Source organism: Agaribacterium sp. ZY112, from assembly GCF_041346925.1.
Classification (GTDB): domain Bacteria; phylum Pseudomonadota; class Gammaproteobacteria; order Pseudomonadales; family Cellvibrionaceae; genus Agaribacterium.
In genome coordinates this window covers 1,050,182-1,069,325 of record NZ_CP166840.1, presented here as the reverse complement: position 1 = coordinate 1,069,325, position 19,144 = coordinate 1,050,182, and the positions used below count along the sequence as shown (strand labels likewise).

16 protein-coding genes are annotated in these 19,144 nt (G+C 45.1%); 7 read left to right on the top strand and 9 right to left on the bottom strand.

Annotated features, from left to right (window positions below; all coding sequences use genetic code 11):
* Positions 1-26: 26 nt before the first annotated feature.
* Both urtB and urtA read right to left on the bottom strand, forming a co-directional pair.
* On the bottom strand, positions 27-953 hold the full coding sequence (urtB, locus tag AB1S55_RS04695) for an urea ABC transporter permease subunit UrtB (RefSeq protein ID WP_370981568.1): 927 nt from the start codon (positions 951-953) through the stop codon (positions 27-29).
* Positions 954-1,009: 56 nt separating this feature from the next.
* The gene (gene urtA / locus AB1S55_RS04690) at positions 1,010-2,275 is read right to left on the bottom strand and encodes an urea ABC transporter substrate-binding protein (protein ID WP_370980632.1); all 1,266 of its coding nucleotides are present in this window, start codon (positions 2,273-2,275) and stop codon (positions 1,010-1,012) included.
* A 333-nt stretch (positions 2,276-2,608) separates the two neighbouring features.
* Between urtA and AB1S55_RS04685 the strand changes: the two genes are divergently transcribed.
* Positions 2,609-5,986 (top strand): ATP-binding protein, encoded by a 3,378-nt coding sequence (locus AB1S55_RS04685; RefSeq protein WP_370980631.1) that lies wholly within the window; start codon positions 2,609-2,611, stop codon positions 5,984-5,986.
* Positions 5,979-6,893 (top strand): response regulator, encoded by a 915-nt coding sequence (locus AB1S55_RS04680; RefSeq protein ID WP_370980630.1) that lies wholly within the window; start codon positions 5,979-5,981, stop codon positions 6,891-6,893. Before AB1S55_RS04685 ends, AB1S55_RS04680 begins: the two co-directional genes overlap by 8 nt.
* Before the next feature lie 27 nt (positions 6,894-6,920).
* Here the strand turns inward: AB1S55_RS04680 and ureE are convergent, their stop codons facing one another.
* The 5 genes from ureE to AB1S55_RS04655 all read right to left on the bottom strand — a co-directional run bounded on the left by ureE (position 6,921) and on the right by AB1S55_RS04655 (position 10,773).
* Positions 6,921-7,367: an urease accessory protein UreE gene (gene ureE / locus AB1S55_RS04675; RefSeq protein ID WP_370980629.1), complete on the bottom strand. Its 447-nt coding sequence runs from the start codon at positions 7,365-7,367 to the stop codon at positions 6,921-6,923.
* A gap of 70 nt (positions 7,368-7,437) precedes the next feature.
* Positions 7,438-9,141: an urease subunit alpha gene (gene ureC / locus AB1S55_RS04670; RefSeq protein WP_370980628.1), complete on the bottom strand. Its 1,704-nt coding sequence runs from the start codon at positions 9,139-9,141 to the stop codon at positions 7,438-7,440.
* Between the two features lie 66 nt (positions 9,142-9,207).
* Positions 9,208-9,513 (bottom strand): urease subunit beta, encoded by a 306-nt coding sequence (locus AB1S55_RS04665; protein WP_370980627.1) that lies wholly within the window; start codon positions 9,511-9,513, stop codon positions 9,208-9,210.
* A gap of 9 nt (positions 9,514-9,522) precedes the next feature.
* Positions 9,523-9,825 (bottom strand): urease subunit gamma, encoded by a 303-nt coding sequence (gene ureA, locus AB1S55_RS04660; RefSeq protein ID WP_370980626.1) that lies wholly within the window; start codon positions 9,823-9,825, stop codon positions 9,523-9,525.
* 27 nt (positions 9,826-9,852) lie between these two features.
* Complete coding sequence (locus AB1S55_RS04655) at positions 9,853-10,773, bottom strand: urease accessory protein UreD (RefSeq protein WP_370980625.1); 921 nt, start codon at positions 10,771-10,773, stop codon at positions 9,853-9,855.
* Positions 10,774-10,920: 147 nt separating this feature from the next.
* Here AB1S55_RS04655 and AB1S55_RS04650 point away from each other — a divergent pair, with 147 nt between their 5' ends.
* The 5 genes from AB1S55_RS04650 to AB1S55_RS04630 all read left to right on the top strand — a co-directional run bounded on the left by AB1S55_RS04650 (position 10,921) and on the right by AB1S55_RS04630 (position 17,985).
* Positions 10,921-11,157, top strand: coding sequence for an accessory factor UbiK family protein (locus tag AB1S55_RS04650; RefSeq protein ID WP_370980624.1), 237 nt, complete (start codon positions 10,921-10,923; stop codon positions 11,155-11,157).
* Between the two features lie 62 nt (positions 11,158-11,219).
* Positions 11,220-12,740 (top strand): YifB family Mg chelatase-like AAA ATPase, encoded by a 1,521-nt coding sequence (locus tag AB1S55_RS04645; RefSeq protein WP_370980623.1) that lies wholly within the window; start codon positions 11,220-11,222, stop codon positions 12,738-12,740.
* 70 nt (positions 12,741-12,810) lie between these two features.
* Positions 12,811-14,832: a DNA helicase Rep gene (rep, locus tag AB1S55_RS04640; protein WP_370980622.1), complete on the top strand. Its 2,022-nt coding sequence runs from the start codon at positions 12,811-12,813 to the stop codon at positions 14,830-14,832.
* Between the two features lie 102 nt (positions 14,833-14,934).
* Positions 14,935-17,298, top strand: a complete 2,364-nt coding sequence (locus tag AB1S55_RS04635; RefSeq protein WP_370980621.1) for an agarase — start codon at positions 14,935-14,937, stop codon at positions 17,296-17,298.
* 186 nt (positions 17,299-17,484) lie between these two features.
* The gene (locus tag AB1S55_RS04630) at positions 17,485-17,985 is read left to right on the top strand and encodes an aminoacyl-tRNA deacylase (protein WP_370980620.1); all 501 of its coding nucleotides are present in this window, start codon (positions 17,485-17,487) and stop codon (positions 17,983-17,985) included.
* 61 nt (positions 17,986-18,046) lie between these two features.
* On the opposite strand, the gene AB1S55_RS04625 is transcribed toward AB1S55_RS04630, so the two are convergent.
* Together AB1S55_RS04625 and AB1S55_RS04620 are read right to left on the bottom strand one after the other, a co-directional pair.
* A complete protein-coding gene (locus AB1S55_RS04625) occupies positions 18,047-18,436 on the bottom strand; it encodes a DUF2750 domain-containing protein (RefSeq protein WP_370980619.1) in 390 nt (129 codons plus the stop codon).
* A 154-nt stretch (positions 18,437-18,590) separates the two neighbouring features.
* Entirely contained in the window at positions 18,591-18,989 is a 399-nt protein-coding gene (locus AB1S55_RS04620; RefSeq protein ID WP_370980618.1) for a cytochrome c5 family protein, read from the bottom strand.
* Between the last annotated feature and the right edge of the window lie 155 nt (positions 18,990-19,144).

The following is a 19,144-nucleotide window of genomic DNA, read 5'->3' as shown; positions in this document are numbered from 1 at the left end:
CATCATTCCCCTAGGATTACGCGGTATTAGCGTCTTACCTTGCTTGCAAACAGGCCTTCCGGCTTGAACATTAAGATCAGCACCAGTACTAACAAGGTGTAAACCTTGGCCATCGAACCACTTATAAAGAATTCAAGAATCGATTGAGCTTGAGCAATAGAAAATGCGGACGCAATAGTTCCAAATAAACTTGCAGCACCACCAAAGACAACAACCATAAATGTATCAACAATATATAGAGAACCCGTGGTTGGTCCTGTGGAGGCGATAGTGGTAAAGGCAGCTCCAGCAATACCGGCGATGCCACAGCCAAGTGCAAAGGTTAATCTGTCGACTAATTTGGTATTAATACCAACAGCACCACTCATTACTCGGTTCTGTGTTGTCGCACGTACTTGTAAGCCCCAACTGGATTTAAGCAATAAATAAAAAACGCCTCCGGTAACAACAATAGTAAGCGCTAAAACAAACATGCCATTGAGAGGAATATCAATCATGTCTGTTGGCTGATATGAACCAAGCAGCCATTCAGGAAGTGTGGGGCTTACTTCGCGGGCACCAAATATTGTACGAAAAGCTTGCTGCATAATGAGGCTCAAGCCCCAAGTCGCTAGTAGAGTATCTAGAGGTCTTTTATAAAGGTGGCGAATCAAGCCCCACTCAGCAAGGTAACCCAAAGCACCTGCAGTGAAAAAAGCAATAACAATCGCAATAATAAAATAATATGGCATTAACTGAGGAAGATACTGCTCAGTCATGCTTGATATAAAATAAGTAACATAAGCGCCTACGGCCATAAACTCACCGTGAGCCATATTGATCACGCCCATTTGGCCAAAAATAATCGCAAGGCCAAGCGCCATTAAAAGTAAAACACTAAATAAACTAATGCCTGCGAAACCTTGCATCGCAAATATGGCACCGAGTTCTGCGTAGCTATAATCGCCCATAATGAATCTCCGCTAGACCAAAATAAGTCGGCAGCAAACGCCACCGACTATGAGTTAAATTATTGATAACCCGCTGGGAATGGGTCTGGCTCAATTAGATCAGACTCATATACCACCGTTGCCTGGCCATCTTTACCCCACATGCCTACTCGTGCTTTACTCCATAAATGATGATTGGGGTGTAATTTCACATAACCTTCTGGTGCACTGGTCAATTCAATATCTCCTTTCTCGGATACCTCTACCACCTTGTCGACATCAAATGTTCCTGCCTTCTCAACAGCCGCTTTCCATAACCATGGGCCAAGATATGCAGCCTGAGTCACATCACCTATAACACTGTCTTCGCCCCACATTTCTTTAAAAGCTTTTACAAACTTTTTGTTATTTTCATTATCAAGACTCTGGAAGTACTTCATGATTGAATAGAAACCTTCAAGGTTTTCACCGCCAATGCCTAGCACCTCGTCCTCTGTTACGGAGATAGTAAGTAAAGTTTGCTTCTTAGAAGTAATACCAGCGGCTTTAAGTTGCTTAAACCAAGCTACGTTTGAACCGCCTACAACAGCGGCGTAAATTACGTCGGGTTTCTTAAGACGAATTTTGTTAATAACTGAGCCAAATTGAGTATTACCAAGAGGTTTGTATTCTTCACCAACGACCTTACCGCCAAGTACATTTTCAATGTGCTTACGCGCGATCTTCATTGATGTACGTGGCCAAATATAGTCCGACCCAATTAGGTAGAATGTTTTTGCATCTTTTTCTTTTGCCACCCAGTTCAAGCCATCAATGATCTGCTGAGTAGCTTCTTGACCGGTATAAATTACGTTTTTAGATTGCTCTAAACCTTCATAAAAAGTCGGGTAATAAAGTAGGCCATTTTCCTTTTCAAAGACCGGCAGCGCTGCTTTACGTGATGCCGATGTCCAACATCCAAACACAGCTGCGACCTTATCCTTAACTAGTAGCTTTCGTGATTTCTCTGCAAATGTTGGCCAATCACTCGCACCGTCTTCTTGGATAATTTCAATCTTGCGCCCCAGAACACCGCCCATCTCATTGATTTGCTTGATAGCAAGCTTCTCGGCTTCTTGCGCCCCCGTTTCACTAATAGCCATGGTTCCGGTTAGGGAGTGCAAGATACCAACCTTAACCGTATCGTCTGTAACAGCTAGCCCTGTCGTATTCACAGAATCAGCGGCTTTACTGGCTGCTGAAAACAAGCTAGAGGCAACTAATATCATGCCGAGCAGCGATCGCCTCGAAAGCGATCTCTTCGCAACCGTGCGATGACTTGTTAATAATGCAGTATTTTTTTTCATGGCAAAAAATCCTCGAGTACTGGGAACAGTTGAATAGAGCTAATCTCGATGACTATTCTGCTTAGCATGACGCAACAACAACATGCGGAGATTGATCACTACCACTACGTTATTTGACGCATTGATCTGCCTAAATGACCTATTTAGTATCGCGTGCAGGCTTGTTTATAGAAAAAATAGATATTGGAATATTTTGTGCTGATACAAAACAGACTAGCTCTAAAAACAAAAGGAAATATTGGCCGTTAGCCCACAGTAGTAGAGGGCCTTCGTACCCAAGCCTGGATAGGCGTTTTAACAACTACCAGGTATAGGCACGTATAGAGAAGCCAAATGACAACTACCAAACAAGAAATCTTTCGTGTTCGAAGACGCTACAATCAGTGGGTTAGCAATCAATCTCTTGAAGATTACGCACTTCGCTTTACGGCCAAACAATCTCGCCGCTGGTCACTAGCTAGAGTCGCTAATACCGCTTTAGGAGCCATATCATTTCTAGTCTTAGAGGCTATCGGCGCTGCAATTACTATTAACTATGGTTTTGAAAATACGCTTTTAGCCGTTGCAATTGTTAGTTTGATAATATTTTTTGCTGGCTTGCCGATTTGTTTTTATGCTGCAAAATATGGCGTTGATATAGACTTGCTCACTCGTGGTGCAGGATTCGGTTATATTGGCTCAACTGCCACGTCATTAATTTATTCGTCCTTTACGTTTATATTTTTTGCGCTTGAGGCCGCAATCATGGCTAAGGCGATTGAACTATTGACCGGGTTGCCACTCGCAATGGGTTATGTTGTAAGCTCCCTTATAGTTATTCCTCTCGTCTTCTATGGCATTACCTTTATCAGCCGATTTCAATTATGGAGTCAACCCATTTGGGTGGTACTTCAGCTCATACCCTTTGTTTTTATTTTGCAGCACGACACAGGCTTACTAAACGATTGGCAAAACTACGTCGGAAGCAAGCAAGAAGAAGCTGGAGTAAACATACTACTAGTAGGTGCTGCCGCTTCTGTCATGTTTTCACTTGTAGCGCAAATTGGTGAGCAAGTAGACTTTTTACGTTTTTTCCCAGAAAAAAATGCAAAAAATAAATTACGCTGGTGGACGGCTCTAATCCTTTCGGGGCCTGGATGGGTAATTATTGGAGCCATAAAGATTTTAGCTGGTTCTTTCTTAGCTGTCGTGGCAATACAGCAAGGTTATAGCCTTGTCGATGCCGGCGACCCTACCACTATGTACTCAGTTGCCTTTAGTTTTGTGACCCAGAATCAACACTTAGCATTACTTCTTGCTGGTATTTTTGTGATTCTCTCACAGCTGAAAATCAATGTTACCAATGCTTATGCTGGGTCTATCGCATGGTCTAATTTCTTCTCTAGGCTCACTCACAGCCACCCTGGAAGGGTGGTATGGCTTATCTTTAATGTTGCCATTGCACTTTTACTAATGGAGCTAGGCATCTATCAAGCATTTGAGAATACCCTAAGTGTATATGCCATTGTTGCTGTGGCATGGGTAGGAGCCATTGTTGCTGATCTTATTATAAATAAGCCTTTAGGTTTGTCTCCCAGCTATATCGAGTTCAAACGAGCTCATTTATTTGACATCAACCCCGTAGGCATCGGTGCAATGCTAATTGCTTCGGCCCTTGGCATAACCTGTTTTTTAGGAATAGCAGGTGAGCTATTAAAGGCGCTTGCCCACCTAGTAGCCTTAGCCAGCACATTAATCTGTGTTCCAATTATCGCCATATTAACCAAGAGCAAGTTTTATATTGCCCGTAAGCCACATGTATTTGCCAGCTCTATATCTCATGTCGAATGCACCATCTGTAAAAATAAATTCGAAAAAGAAGATTCTAGTTTTTGCCCTGCTTATGAGGGAAATATTTGCTCTTTATGCTGCTCTATCGATTCTCGCTGCCAAGATATATGTAAACCAACCTTAAACATCGGTCAAAGAATAACAAACTTTGTTCATAACTTTACGCCAAGCACTCTTGAGAAATATATAAACGTTCGACTCTTTAGTTTTATAAGCTTACTTCTTTTGGTTGTAAGCATATCTGGCATCTTACTAATACTTATATATCTCAACAGTCTCACTGGAAATCTTGCATTTGACCTATTACTAGAGAATACGATTTGGAACGTTTTTTTCATCCTCACTATTGTTGCTGGTGTTATTTGCTGGCTTTTTATATTAGCCCACGAAAGCCGACTTGTAGCGCAAGAAGAATCAAACATTCAAACCCGACGACTAAGAGAAGAAATACTCGCACATAAAGATACCGATAAACAATTACAGATAGCCAAAGAACTAGCTGAGGCCGCAAATAATGCTAAAAGCCGATACCTGACGGGCATCAGCCATGAGCTTAGAACACCATTAAATACAGTATTAGGCTACGCCCAACTTCTTGAGATGGATAGCTCTCTGCCACAGCACGCCACAGAACAACTTACCATTATCCGCCGAAGCAGTGTTCACTTAGCTGACTTGATTGAAGGCTTGTTGGATATATCAAAAATTGAAGCCGGTCAAATTGAGGTTCATCGAGATACGATAGAGCTCCAGCAGTTAATGTCACAAATTGTTAATATGTTTAAGCTTCAGGCAGAGAATAAAGGCTTAACGTTTACCTATGAAACACTAAGTGTGCTGCCTACCTTAGTGATCGGTGACGAAAAAAGGTTAAGGCAAATATTAATTAATTTGTTGTCTAATGCCTTAAAGTTTACTGAAGCAGGGCAGGTCAGCCTTTCTGTCCACTACCGAAATCAAGTGGTGGATTTCACTATTAAAGATACCGGTGTTGGTATTCCAGAAACAGAAATGGAAAGAATATTCCGTCCATTTGAACGAGTAAGAAGACCTGAATCACCTTCTGTGAGTGGTACAGGTTTAGGACTGACTATCACTCGGCTTCTGACAGATATTATGGGCGGAGACATAAGTGTCACTAACAATCAAAGTGGTGGTTGCACATTTACAGTGAAACTTGCTTTGCCACAAACTAGACAAAACCTTATTCATAAAGGCATTGCCAAAGAAATAATTGGTTATAGCGGTGAAAGAAAAACTGTACTTGTCGTTGATGACGAACCCGCCCACCGAGGTTTGATCAATGACTTTTTAACCCCTCTTGGGTTTTCAGTCGTTGAAGCTCAAAATTCTGCTAACTGCTTAAATCTTCTTAATAATTTTTCACCTAGCATCATATTACTTGACCGCTTAATGCCAGATATGGATGGACCAAGTCTCGCCGGAAAATTACGAGAGCGAGGTGAACAATGTCCTATCCTTATTATTTCTGCTAATGCAATAGAAGATGGTCTCGATGACGACAAAGAACCAGCTTATGACGACTACTTAATTAAGCCGATAAAGCTAAGCGGCTTGATTCAAAGTATTGCCAAGCACTTAAATATTGATTGGCAATATAAAGATCAATTACTCGATACTCATTCTTCTTCCACTTCTGAACTTGAGCATAAAAAAATAGACCTTCCACCCAAACAACTTTGTGATCAAATTAGTCAACTAGCAAAAATCGGTCATATTGCTGGATTAAAAGTAATTTTAGAAGAATTAGAACGCGCACAGACCGTTGATACAAGCTTTATTAGATTATTTAAAAAGCATATTCAAAACGTCGAACTAGAAAAACTGATTAACATTGTACAGAGCAACTCTGATGAATAGAACCAGTACCAATACCAATGTTGTGCTAGCTGTTGATGACTCTCCTGAAGCTCTTGGCCTTATCAGTAGAATCTTGGAGCCTGCTGAAATGACAACACTTGTTGCGCTTGATGGCAATCAAGCGCTTAGTATCGCAGAAAAGATGCAGCCAGATATCATCTTGTTGGATGCATTAATGCCAACTATCGATGGCTTTCAAACCTGCCTTAATATTAAAGCGATACCTGCATTACAAAATACCCCTATTATTTTTATGACAGGCTTAAGTGATACAGACAGTATTGTTAGAGGTTTTGATGTTGGCGGAACTGATTTTTTGACCAAGCCAATCAAACCCCAAGAGCTAATTGCACGAATAAAGACCCATCTGACCTTAGCAAGAGCGGCAAAAGACGCCCAAAGTGCGCTTGATCATGCAGGCCAAAATGTACTGGCACTGGATGCGCAGCGAGGCGTCTCTTGGTCTACCCCTGAAGCAGGAAAAATTATTAACCAGCTCGATCAAGCTGCACTTCTATCTAAGCTACTAGATTCTTTACAAACCTGGCTAAAACGAAGCCCTGACAAAGGTAATAAAAACCACTTTAAATCTTCTGAGCATAGCTATGTGGCTGTCTATATTGGCCTTTCGCGAAGTGGTGACCACCTTATCCGCTTGGTCGACGAAAACGATTTAGACGAACGCACCGTGCTACTTAAAAACTTCCCTATTACTCCCAGAGAAGCCGATGTTTTTATGTGGCTTGCTAGAGGCAAGGCGAATAGGGATATCGCCTTAATACTCGATATGAGCCCGCGCACAGTTAACAAACACTTGGAGCAATTATTTCGCAAGCTAAATGTAGAGAACCGAACCGCCGCCGCAGGCCTTGCAATGAACTGCTTACAGAAAATTCAGTTACTTTGATAAAAATCCATATGCACGGACTATAAATTAATGATCATGGTGATGATGGCCACCACCATAAGCACCATTTTCAGGCTCAAAAGGCGCCTCAATGTGCTCTACCGTTAAACCTAAACCTTTAACCATATCGTCAAGTACGTAATCTTCTTGATAACGAAGAAAGTTTAATCTCACTTGTAAAGGTACATGGCGATTACCAAGATGATAGGCTGCCCTTAATAAGCTAAGTTCATCTTTTGCAGTAACATTACTCACTTTCTCATCCGCGCAACGAACGACAACTAGGGTGCCATCATTACAGACTAATACATCACCTTCTTGCAACACATAACCACGCTCGATAAACCAACCAAGCTCTTGACCACAACTGGTTGATGTACGATAACGACTCTTTTTACGTTCTTCAAAACTAGCGATCACTTCTAAATATTTATCACCTTCATGAAGGTGAGTAATTTTGTGTGCTTCTAACATATAAAATTCTTAAATCTTTTCTCTAAAAACAGCGTCACTACTTTATCAAACATTGAGTCCGCTCTATTACTTAGAACAGAGAATAACGCTGAGCTAAGGGCAATACATCTGCAGGTTCACAGGTTAATAGTTCACCATCTGCGCGCACCTCATAGGTTTCAGGGTCAACATCAACGGTTGGCTGCCAATGATTGTGGATCATTGATTGTTTTTTAACACTTCGACAATTCTTAACCGCGACTAAACGGCGCTCTAACTCCAGGCTCCCCGCTAAGCCTGCATCCAACGCTGCTTGCGAAACAAAACTTAAAGAGGTTTCGTGCAGGGCTTTACCAAAGGCCGCAAACATTGGCCGATAATGAACCGGTTGCGGAGTCGGAATAGAGGCATTTGGATCACCCATCGGAGCCGCAGCAATTGCGCCACCCTTCATAATAATCGATGGTTTGATGCCAAAGAATGCTGGCTTCCATAATACTAAATCGGCAAACTTTCCTACTTCAACCGAACCCACCTCATGCGCTACACCATGAGCTAAAGCTGGGTTGATTGTGTACTTTGCAATATAACGTTTAGCGCGAAAATTATCATGACGTTCACAATCTTCTGCCAAAGGGCCACGCTGAATTTTCATTTTATGGGCAGTTTGCCAAGTTCGACAAACGACTTCACCAACACGCCCCATTGCCTGCGAGTCAGATGAAATCATCGAAAAAGCCCCTAAATCATGCAGAATATCTTCTGCAGCAATCGTTTCTTTACGAATGCGTGAATCAGCAAACGCAACATCTTCAGGAATATTAGGATCTAAGTGATGACATACCATCAACATATCTAAATGTTCATCGACAGTATTTATCGTATAAGGCCGAGTAGGATTAGTTGACGAGGGCAGGACATTGTCACTGCCACAAGCTTTAATAATATCCGGAGCGTGACCACCACCTGCACCTTCAGTGTGGTAGGTGTGAATAGTACGTCCCTTAAATGCAGCAATAGTATCTTCCACAAAGCCACTTTCATTTAAAGTGTCTGTATGAATCGCAACTTGTACATCGTAGTTTTCCGCAACACTCAAACAATTATCAATAGAAGCGGGGGTTGTACCCCAATCTTCGTGCAGTTTTAAACCAAGAGCACCGGCTTCAAGCTGCTCGTTCAGTGGCAGCGGTAAGCTGGCATTACCCTTACCTAAAAAACCAATGTTCATTGGGAAGGCTTCAGCGGCCTGTAACATTTTACCGATATGCCACGGCCCGGGCGTACATGTAGTTGCATTGGTTCCGGTTGCCGGCCCTGTTCCCCCTCCGATCATGGTGGTAATACCACTCATTAAGGCTTCTTCAATTTGCTGCGGACAAATAAAATGAATGTGGGCATCAATACCACCGGCTGTAAGTATTTGACCTTCGCCAGCAATCACTTCGGTACCAGGGCCTACTTCAATTGTCACCCCCGGTTGAATGTCGGGATTACCTGCTTTACCTATGCCAACAATACGCCCGGCTTTAATAGCGACATCCGCTTTTTCAATTCCCCAGTGGTCCAAAATTAAAGCATTGGTAATCACGGTATCGGGCGTATCGGCACAGCTAGCTTGGCTCTGTCCCATTCCATCCCGAATAACTTTACCGCCACCAAATTTTACTTCTTCGCCATAGATGGTGTGATCTTTTTCCACTTCGATGAATAATTCGGTATCGCCCAAGCGAACACGGTCACCAACAGTTGGACCAAACATATCGGCATAAGCACGACGATCTATTTTTGCCATGGTGTTTCTAATCCTTTCTCTACTTATAGCTTCAGTTGAGTTCGTCCAAGCATGTTACAAATATCATTAGAGTGGCCCCATGACATCACCGCGAAAGCCATATACCTCGCGCTTGCCAGCTAGCTCCACTAATTCTATTTCTCGCTCTTGGCCCGGTTCAAAGCGCACAGCTGTTCCAGCGGCAATATTTAAACGCATACCTCGAGCAGCTTCCCGATCAAAACGTAAAGCTAAATTAGTTTCATAAAAGTGATAATGTGAACCCACTTGAATCGGCCTATCTCCAACATTAGCAATAGACATGCTTAAGGTTCTGCGACCAGCATTTAATTCGAGCTGACCTTCTTCGACAAGAATCTCACCTAATTTCATATCAAGTCCTTAAACGATGGGTTGATGCACGGTAACCAGCTTGGTTCCGTCGGGGAAAGTAGCTTCAACCTGCACATCATGGATAAGATCGGCAATACCATCCATCACATCTTCCGCACTTAAAATGGTACGGCCATAACTCATCAACTCTGCAACGGTTTTTCCCTCTCGAGCGCCTTCCATAATTTCCGCACTAATTAATGCAACGGCTTCTGGATAATTTAACTTTAAGCCTTTAGCTTTGCGGCGCTCGGCTAGTAATGCCGCTGTAAAAATCAACAATTTGTCTTTATCTCTTGGGCTTAAGTCCATGAGTTTTCCTCGTTACAAACTTTATTCTTAAGTATTCCAAATACGTGGGGTAACTGCGCACTTATCAACCATTAAGGGTCGAAGCTTGGCCCACAAACACTCTAAGCCATTTCGGCAATTAAGAATGTTGTTACCTAAATAACGAACAATTAATAAATCATCTTTTTGAGTCAGCCCCCAAAGACACGACTCATCACTGTAGTTTTCTAATAACTCAACCAGTTGGTCTTGCTGATCACGGTTTAACTTAACCGTAGCAATCATAGTAGCCAGTGTATTCTTGGCTTGCAGCCCCCAGCGCGCTTGCATTTTATTACTGTTCGCATACATTGGGTTGAGCTCGTGATAGTGTAAGCGCCCATCAATAAATAAACTTAATTTCTGCCTGCAACTGCCAGTTTTAAACTGCTCACCACTTGCAGCTCGCCCCAAACGTACAATATCCCACGCAATTAGTTTGCCACTAGCTTGCAGATGAAACTCTGCATCCAAACGAGCTTGAGCACCATCAAATACAATCGTTTCTTGAGGCAGCCACTCTGCAATAGCATTGTTTTTAACATGCAGAGAAACACACTGACGCTGAGGCATAAGTGCATCCCTGTCGACACTTAAAGTACCGTACATTTTTCCAGCTGATGGTGTAGTAAAAAGTACCGACGTGCCCTCGTTAAGCTCGGCTGTGATGTGCAATGTATCGCCAACAGCCATTCCACCCGGAGGGTGCAAAATATAGGTATGACAACAACCATCTTCCTCTGGATAAAACGGTCGCTGTACACGCAAAGGGCCTTGATGCTCACTGCGTACCAATGTGCTGCGCTGTTTACGAAGCTCATAATTAAGCGTTAAACGAGCAAGCCAGCTTCGTTTTAATGCACTGCTTTTACACTTTTCTTGGAATGTATTGCCCTTAATAGGTGCGGCAAGCTCGATGATAAGAGCCATAAACTAAATACTATATGGAAAGTCAGCACAGACCTTAGCGCAAGCGATGACAACGCTCAAGTACAGCTAAGTAATTGACTCTCAAGAGCGTATTTTTATTCTGTTTTTAAGCTAAAATAGCTTTTTAGTTATCTCCTGAGATTGCCCATGATTGATCAACTAGCCAAAGAATTGCTTTCAAAATTACCTCAAGGCCCTGAAGCCTTTAGTGAATTAAAAAACGACGGCGAAGCAAAGATGAAGGTCTTGCTTGAATCCTCCCTGCGCAAACTCAACTTGGTAAGCCGTGAAGAATTTGATGCTCAGCAAGCGGTGCTTGAACGTAGCCGAGCTAAAATCGAACAATTAGAACAACAAATCAGCGAGTTAGAGAAGAAACTCTAAGCTCAGCGAGCTACACTCTATAAGCGAACACGGATGCTTCGCTTACGTAGACAAGGATGCCTATGACTCTCGCCACTGTGCACAGCCGCGCCCAACTCGGCGTGGACGCCCCCAACGTCACTGTTGAATGCCACCTTAGCAATGGCTTACCCGGTTTTACGATTGTTGGCATGCCCGAAGCCAGCGTACGTGAAAGCAAAGATCGGGTTCGCAGCGCCTTAATTAATAGCCATTTTGAATTCCCACAAAAACGCATCACCATTAATTTAGCGCCCGCAGATTTACCCAAAGAAGGCGCTCGTTTTGACCTAGCTATCGCGGTTAGTATTTTGGCAGCCTCTGAGCAAGTACCGAATGAACGCCTACAAGACTACGAGTTTCTAGGTGAGCTTGCGCTTAATGGAGACCTGCGTGGAGTGAGTGGCAGTATCCCGGCAACCGTTGCCGCCAATAAAGCTGACCGCCACTTGATTATCGCTAAAACCAATGAAAACGAGGTGAGCCTTTGTGCAGAAGGCGCGGCCAAATGTGCAGCAAACTTACTTCAGGTTTGTGCAGATTTACACGGCCGAGAAAGCTTGCCGAGAGCACAGGGGCAAAGCTTCTGTGACGCAGACTACACAATGGATATGGCTGATGTCGTTGGTCAAGAAAGCGCCAAACGGGCTTTAGAGATTGCCGCCAGTGGCGCTCACAACGTACTGCTTTTTGGCTCCCCAGGTACAGGTAAAAGTATGCTTGCAGGGCGCCTAGCGAGTGTCTTACCGCCACTCGAGCACCAACAGGCTTTAGAGGTAGCAAGCATTAACTCACTTAAGCCAAGTGAGCAGCGTCAAGCACCCAGCTTGCAAAGACCATTTCGCAGCCCTCACCACAGCGCATCGGCTCCGGCCCTTGTTGGTGGAGGCAGCCAACCGCGCCCTGGGGAGATAAGCTTAGCCCATCGAGGTGTCTTATTTCTTGATGAATTACCCGAGTTTAAGCGCAGTGTCTTAGAAGTTTTGCGTGAACCGATGGAAAGCGGCCAAATCTGTATTAGCCGCGCCAAAGCCCAAGTAAATTTTCCAGCTCGCTTCCAACTTATCGCGGCAATGAACCCTTGCCCCTGTGGCCACTTTGGCGATGGTAGCCAACGCTGTACGTGCTCACCTGGCCGTATTCTCGCCTACAAAGACAAAATATCGGGCCCCTTGCTCGATCGCATCGACCTGCAGGTGCAGGTAGATAGACTGGCTATTGAACAGTTTCATCAAGAACCGAGACAAAAAGCCGAACGCTCACACCACATTCGCCTGCGTGTTGAACGAAGTCGCCAACGCCAGTTAGCGCGCCAAGATTGCAGCAATGCTGAACTTCAGGGTGAGGCCCTAAGAACACACTGCAAGCTCGGCCAAAACGAGCAAAGCTTACTCGCCAAAGCGATGGAAAAACTGCAACTCAGTCCCCGTGCCTACGACCGCATCTTGCGAGTAGCACGCAGTATTGCCGATCTAGATAAGCGCTCAGAGATTAATTCAACCGATCTTAGTGAAGCCCTTGGTTATCGAAACTTCGATCGTTTTTACAGCCGCTTAAACGGATAAAAGCACTCGGGCTTCGCTAAGCTATCTGCTAGAATGCGCGACCAACAATAGCCGCTTAGAAGTACTGCCCGTGGCCAACCGTCTTAATCCCCGCCAACAACAAGCCGTTGATTATATCGACGGGCCCTGCCTCGTCTTAGCTGGTGCGGGCAGTGGTAAAACCAGTGTTATCACTCGTAAAATCGCTTACCTTATTCAAGAGTGCGGTCTCAGTGCTCGCCATGTCGCGGCCGTTACCTTTACCAATAAAGCAGCTCGCGAGATGAAAGAGCGTGTTGGTAAGCTGGTGCAAGGCAAAGCCGCACGCGGCCTAACTGTCTCGACCTTTCACAACCTCGGCCTCAATATCATTCGCAAAGAGTGCAGGGCATTAGGCTATAAAAGCAGCTTCAGCATCTTTGATAGTGAAGATGCTCGCGGCTTGCTTAAAGAAATTATGCTGCGCGACGGTGATTTAGATACCGACTTGCTCGACATGGTGCAGATGCAAATCAGCAACTGGAAAAGCGGCCTAATAGAACCTGATCAGGCCGCTGAAATCGCTCAGAGCAATAGCGAAAAGACCGTTGCCTTTATTTATGAGCGCTACAACAATGCCTTGCGCGCATATAATGCTGTTGATTTCGATGACCTCATTCGCCTACCTACTCAGCTGTTTTTAAACAACGAAGAGGTACTCGGACGTTGGCGCCAGCGTATTCGCTACTTACTGGTCGATGAGTACCAAGATACCAACTCCAGCCAATACGAACTTGTTAAGCAACTTATTGGCCACCGTGGTGCGCTAACCGTGGTCGGCGATGACGACCAAAGTATTTATGCTTGGCGCGGCGCAAGACCTGAAAACTTAGTGCTACTTAAAAAAGACTTCCCTAGCCTTGAAGTCATTAAGCTGGAGCAGAACTACCGTTCAACAGCTCGAATTTTACGGGTAGCCAATGAAGTTATCAGTAATAACCCCCATGATTTCGATAAGACCCTATGGTCTGACTTAGGTTTGGGCGAGCCTATTCGCGCCATCCGCTGCCCCAGTGAAGACTCCGAAGCCGAGCGCGTAGCCACTGAAATCCTGACTCAGAAAATGCGTCGCGGTTTAGGTTTTAAAGACTTTGCTATTTTGTACCGAGGCAATCACCAGAGCCGTTTACTCGAACTAAAACTGCAACACCACCAAGTGCCTTACAACATCAGTGGTGGCACCAGCTTTTTTGCGCGAGCTGAGGTGAAAGACGTGATGGCCTACTTGCGCTTACTGGTCAACCCTGATGACGATAACGCCTTTTTACGAGTCATTAATACGCCTAGACGGCAAATAGGCACCTCGACTCTCGAAGCCCTTGGCCGTTACAGCACCGAGCGTGATATCGGTCTGCTCAGCGCCTGTACAGAGCTCGGTGCAGCCTCAGTTTTACCAGAAAAGAGCCACCAGCGAGTACGCGACTTTGCCCTATGGCTCGAGCACGTTAAAAACAACTGCCACAACAATGAGCCTATTGGTGCCATTCAGGAGATGCTCGAAGACATCGACTACGAAGGCTGGTTGCACCAAAACGCCAGCTCTCCCAAAGTAGCTGAAAAGCGCTGGGAGAACGTATACACCTTAATTGACTCTATTAAATTCACCTTAGAGCGCAATGAAGACGAGCACGCCGATAATGAGGCCAAGCTGAATGACGCTATTTCCAAGCTATTATTGCGCGACATGCTCGACCGGCAAGAAGAGGAAGACGATAGCGATCGCGTGCAGTTAATGACCTTGCATGCCAGTAAAGGCCTTGAATTCCCCCATGTCTTCTTAGTTGGCTTTGAAGAGGAATTACTTCCTCACCGCTCCAGCATCGAAGAAGATAATATCGAAGAAGAGCGCCGCCTCACTTACGTGGGCATTACCCGTGCGAAAAAAACCCTCACACTAACCATGGCCGGCACCCGTAAACAATTTGGCGAAAAACAAAGCACCACGCCCAGTCGCTTTCTTGAAGAGATCCCTGAAGAAGATATAGAGCTAGAAGGTTTTGCCCAAGCCAGCCAAGAGCAGATCGACAAAAAAGGCGCCGAGACGCTAAGCTCGTTAATGAATATGTTTGACTAGCAGCACCTTGTACCGACAGCGTAACTACAAGCGCTGTCGACAAGCCTTAAGCTAATCTATAGAGTCAACACCTCATTACCGCTCGGCGACATGGAGATAGCGATGCCGTATAACACTTATAATAAACTCGCCTTACTTGCCCTCGTTGCAAGCCTCGGTTTAAGCGCATGCTCATCAGATAAGAGCACCGAACCTGGCACCCCCATCGATACAACAAGCAACGATAGCTACCCTGTCGTTGAACATATTCTCGACTTTGACAAGATCGACCCACGTTTTAGCTACAGTGGCGAGGATGCCAAAAGCGCACTCATTGATAGCCCAAGTGGCCAAGGTAAAGCTCTAAAAATAGATTTTGGGGCTACGGAGTATCGCCCGACAGCGACCATCACCACAACTGAACCTTGGAACTGGGAACAATACGATGAAGTGCATATTGCCTTTGATGTACACAATACTGGTAAGAACAGTATTCAGCTTTATCTTGAGCTAACCAATGCAGGTGATCCAGAGCCTATTCACGGCCGCCGCAGTGCAAGCATTGGGGTTGGTGAATCAGGCACCTATTACGGCGTGATCAAAGGCCGCTTTAAAGATCTTGAAACCGGCCTGCGCGAACAACCCGCACCTTGGAAGAGTGACGAAACGCTTTTGGTATGGCGCTACGGCGATAAAAACATGCCGCTGGATCAAGTCACCAACATTAGCTTTTTTGTCCGTGGCAACGTGCTCGAAAAGCAAGTCGTTATCGACAATATCCGCCTGCGTAAAAACCCAACGTATAACAACAGCACGTATTTAGAAAAGCTGGTCGATCGCTATGGCCAAAACGCTCAGCAAGACTACCCCATAAAAATTAGCAGCGATGAAGAGCTAAAAGCCGCTGCCGACAAAGAGCTGGCCGAGCTCAATCAAGGGTTAATGAAAGACCGCAGCCGTTTTGGCGGCTGGAAAGACGGCCCTAAATACGAGGCTACTGGTTACTTCCGCACCCAAAAGATTGATGGCCAATGGTGGATGATAGACCCAGAAGGCTATTTATTCTTCTCTCACGGTTTAGCCAATGTTCGTATGGCCAACCTTAGTACCCTGACCGGAGCCGATTTCTCCGATGATAAAGTTCGCTATATAGACCCCAATGAAACCACGCCTGAAGACAGCTTAAACATCGTGCCTGTCGCTGAACAATATCGCCAATCGCGCTATGTTTCATCTGATCTGCGCCACAATATGTTCGAGTGGCTACCAAGCTATGACGACGATCTAGGCGAGCATTTTGGCTATCGCCGCTCAGTACTAATCGGCCCTGTAAGCAGTGGTGAAACCTATAGTTTCTATCGTGCCAACTTAGAGCGCCGCTACGGCCAAACAGAGCCTGAGTCCTATATTCGCCAGTGGGAAGAAACAACCTTAGACCGCATGCAAAACTGGGGCTTCACCTCTATGGGTAACTGGGTTGACCCGGCGTTTTACCCCAATGAAAAAGTACCTTATTTTGCCAATGGCTGGATTATTGGCGATTACAAAACGCTCACCTCGGGTGATGAAGTATGGTCTCCGCTGCCAGATGCCTTTGACCCTGAATTTGTGCATCGAGCGAAGGTAACCATCGATATTATCGCTAAAGAAATTCAAGCCTCACCGTGGTGTGTAGGTATTTTTGTAGATAATGAAAAGAGCTGGGGTCGACCTAAGGGTACTATTCAGCAGCGCTATGGTGTGATCGTTAATGCACTATCTAGAGCGGCGGCTGAGAGCCCTGCCAAACGCCACTTTGCCTCGTGGTTGCGAGAGAAATACGCTAACGATATTGGCAAGCTAAATGACGCTTGGCAAACAGAGATTGCTTCATGGCAAGTACTCGCTGATGGAGTAGAGTTTGAGAGCTATAACGACGCATTAATTGCCGATATGTCGAGCATGCTCAATATGATCAGCAATGAATACTTCCGTGTTGTACACGATGCCATTGCCGAAGCTCTACCAAATCACCTTTACATGGGTGCGCGTATGGCCAGCTGGGGCATGCCACAAGAAACCATCAGCGCTGCTGTGAAATACAGCGATGTATTAAGTTTTAATATCTATGAAGAAGGCTTGCAGAAAAAACGCTGGAGTTTCTTAGAAGAGCTAGACCTGCCCACCTTAATTGGTGAGTTCCATATTGGCTCGCGCTCCGATACTGGAGTCTTCCACCCAGGCCTCACACAAGCTTCAAGCCAAGCAGACAGAGCTAAAATGTACCTCGACTACATGAAAACCGTTGTTGAGCACCCCAACATGGTCGGCGCTCACTGGTTCCAATATGTTGATTCCCCCATTACAGGCCGCGCCTATGACGGAGAGAATTACAATGTTGGTTTTGTCTCAGTAACGGATATTCCTTATCCCGAAATGGTGCAAGCTGCAAAACTGCTTAATTCCGGTTTATACCCAAAACGTTACCAACAGGGTGATAAGAAATAACAACTCAGTCTGGGCCCTTTTCTTTCTTAATGAAGCAAAGTAGGGCCCAACTTCCTTCCCCCTTTACGCTATTCAAGCGTAACAAGAATGGCACATAGACCGTCTTGCTCTTAAAGCCCATTTCTTATTGACCCTACACATGTTTAGCGCGAGAGTTCTACTGTTTTTCTATTGGAGGACAGACTGATGGCCCTTTCACCCGCTGTTGAGCGCTATTTAATGCGCAGTAACATTCCCTTTGAGGTGCTCAACCACCCCTTTAGCTACAACTCTTTACAGAGCGCACGCAACGCTCGTATCTCACCTAGCCAATTAGCCAAAGCCGTAATCCTCAAAGACAGGTCCCACTACTTAATGTGCGTTGTACCAAGTAGTAACTCACTAATACTGAACTGGCTAAATCGTGAGCTCGAAGCTCATTATGAACTTGCAAGTGAAAGAGAATTACACAAACTGTTTCCGGACTGTGAAACCGGAGCTATTCCAGCACTCGGCACGCCTTATGGTATTGATGTGATTTGGGATAGAGCCTTAAGACACACACAAGATGTCTATCTCGAAGGTGGCGATCATCGCCATTTAGTTCATGTGACTAAAGATGATTTTCAAACCTTGATGGATGATGCCGACTTAAGCACCGTCAGTTGCGCTAGTGAGGCGCTCGAGATATATCGTCATATTCATTAATAAAGCATGCCAAGTAGCGTATTAAAGACCTTACTTGGCAAAATAAGAACGGGCATAACAACTAAAACGAGCTAGATAACTCGTCTTGCAAATCCGCTTTTAATTCCTCTGCCTCCATCATCCAAATATCTGAACCGGGGCCTGGAAAAACACCAACACTCACATCATCGCCCTTTAAGCCGGGCACCCAGCGGCTGAAGAATTCTGGTAAGGCAATACTTTTAGCAACAAGAGCGCCTTCTGAATTTGCAGCATAGTCTTCTGCAAACTCGCTGTGAGGCCACACAGGTAAAAACTCAACGCCAAGCTCGTCTGAGTAAATACGCAGTACATCACCATCACTGTTAACTAAAATCCATATGTCTCGGTCTTCAAGCACCAAAGCTAAAAAAGCCTCGTAGCGCTCTTCATGTTTAAGTTTATTTACTTCATCAAAGCCTTCACTAGACATATTTCTCTCACCTGTTCATTCAATTAACGCCGATCACTTAAGTGTATTGAGCGTGTGCCCCCACAAACAAAAAAGCCAGCCCTTTGTGAGGCTGGCTTTTTCAACGCCTCTCACCTTAAAGCAAGATAGCGCTCAAGTAACAGCGTGGTTCGCTTTACTTCGAGTTCTCGACCATGTGGTCTACGGCAGCTTTGACTTCATCATCAGAACAGTCAAAACATAAACCTTTAGCTGGCATACCATTAAAGCCACTGATGGCATGTGTATAAAGCACGTCCATACCTTGTCCAATACGTGGGGCCCATGCACCAGCGTCACCAAGCTTAGGAGCACCAGCGGCGCCTGTAGCGTGACATGTTGCGCACTTGCTGCCATAAACATCAGAGCCTGAACGCGGGCCTGCAGCAGCTACTTCAACCACGGCAGCAGCACAGTCATCGCCAGCCATACATAAATCACCGGCAGGTTTTAAACGATCTTCAATTGTTTCTGCGACCGCGTAAGCGGAAACCAGAGTGGCAATCATCGCCAGCGAGGCAAGAATAGTTTTCATAATAGCGTCCTTGAAACAAGGGGGTTGGTAGTTCGTTGCCGCGATTATACCGATAGACCACTGTTTTTACAGGGCTATTTATCGCAATAACTATCTCGGACTGTAAGCTTGCCTAAACTAGGGCGCTGCCGCTATTATGCGCCGCATAGGCCTAT

Bases quoted from the DNA above. Each gene is read 5' to 3' on its own strand.
- ureC (WP_370980628.1), bottom strand. From the start codon at position 9,141: ATGGCAAAAATAGATCGTCGTGCTTATGCCGATATGTTTGGTCCAACT.
- AB1S55_RS04635 (WP_370980621.1), top strand. From the start codon at position 14,935: ATGCCGTATAACACTTATAATAAACTCGCCTTACTTGCCCTCGTTGCA.
- ureE (WP_370980629.1), bottom strand. From the start codon at position 7,367: ATGTTAGAAGCACACAAAATTACTCACCTTCATGAAGGTGATAAATAT.
- AB1S55_RS04645 (WP_370980623.1), top strand. From the start codon at position 11,220: ATGACTCTCGCCACTGTGCACAGCCGCGCCCAACTCGGCGTGGACGCC.
- AB1S55_RS04665 (WP_370980627.1), bottom strand. From the start codon at position 9,513: ATGAAATTAGGTGAGATTCTTGTCGAAGAAGGTCAGCTCGAATTAAAT.
- AB1S55_RS04625 (WP_370980619.1), bottom strand. From the start codon at position 18,436: ATGTCTAGTGAAGGCTTTGATGAAGTAAATAAACTTAAACATGAAGAG.
- AB1S55_RS04685 (WP_370980631.1), top strand. From the start codon at position 2,609: ATGACAACTACCAAACAAGAAATCTTTCGTGTTCGAAGACGCTACAAT.
- AB1S55_RS04620 (WP_370980618.1), bottom strand. From the start codon at position 18,989: ATGAAAACTATTCTTGCCTCGCTGGCGATGATTGCCACTCTGGTTTCC.
- AB1S55_RS04630 (WP_370980620.1), top strand. From the start codon at position 17,485: ATGGCCCTTTCACCCGCTGTTGAGCGCTATTTAATGCGCAGTAACATT.
- ureA (WP_370980626.1), bottom strand. From the start codon at position 9,825: ATGGACTTAAGCCCAAGAGATAAAGACAAATTGTTGATTTTTACAGCG.
- urtA (WP_370980632.1), bottom strand. From the start codon at position 2,275: ATGAAAAAAAATACTGCATTATTAACAAGTCATCGCACGGTTGCGAAG.
- AB1S55_RS04655 (WP_370980625.1), bottom strand. From the start codon at position 10,773: ATGGCTCTTATCATCGAGCTTGCCGCACCTATTAAGGGCAATACATTC.
- AB1S55_RS04680 (WP_370980630.1), top strand. From the start codon at position 5,979: ATGAATAGAACCAGTACCAATACCAATGTTGTGCTAGCTGTTGATGAC.
- AB1S55_RS04650 (WP_370980624.1), top strand. From the start codon at position 10,921: ATGATTGATCAACTAGCCAAAGAATTGCTTTCAAAATTACCTCAAGGC.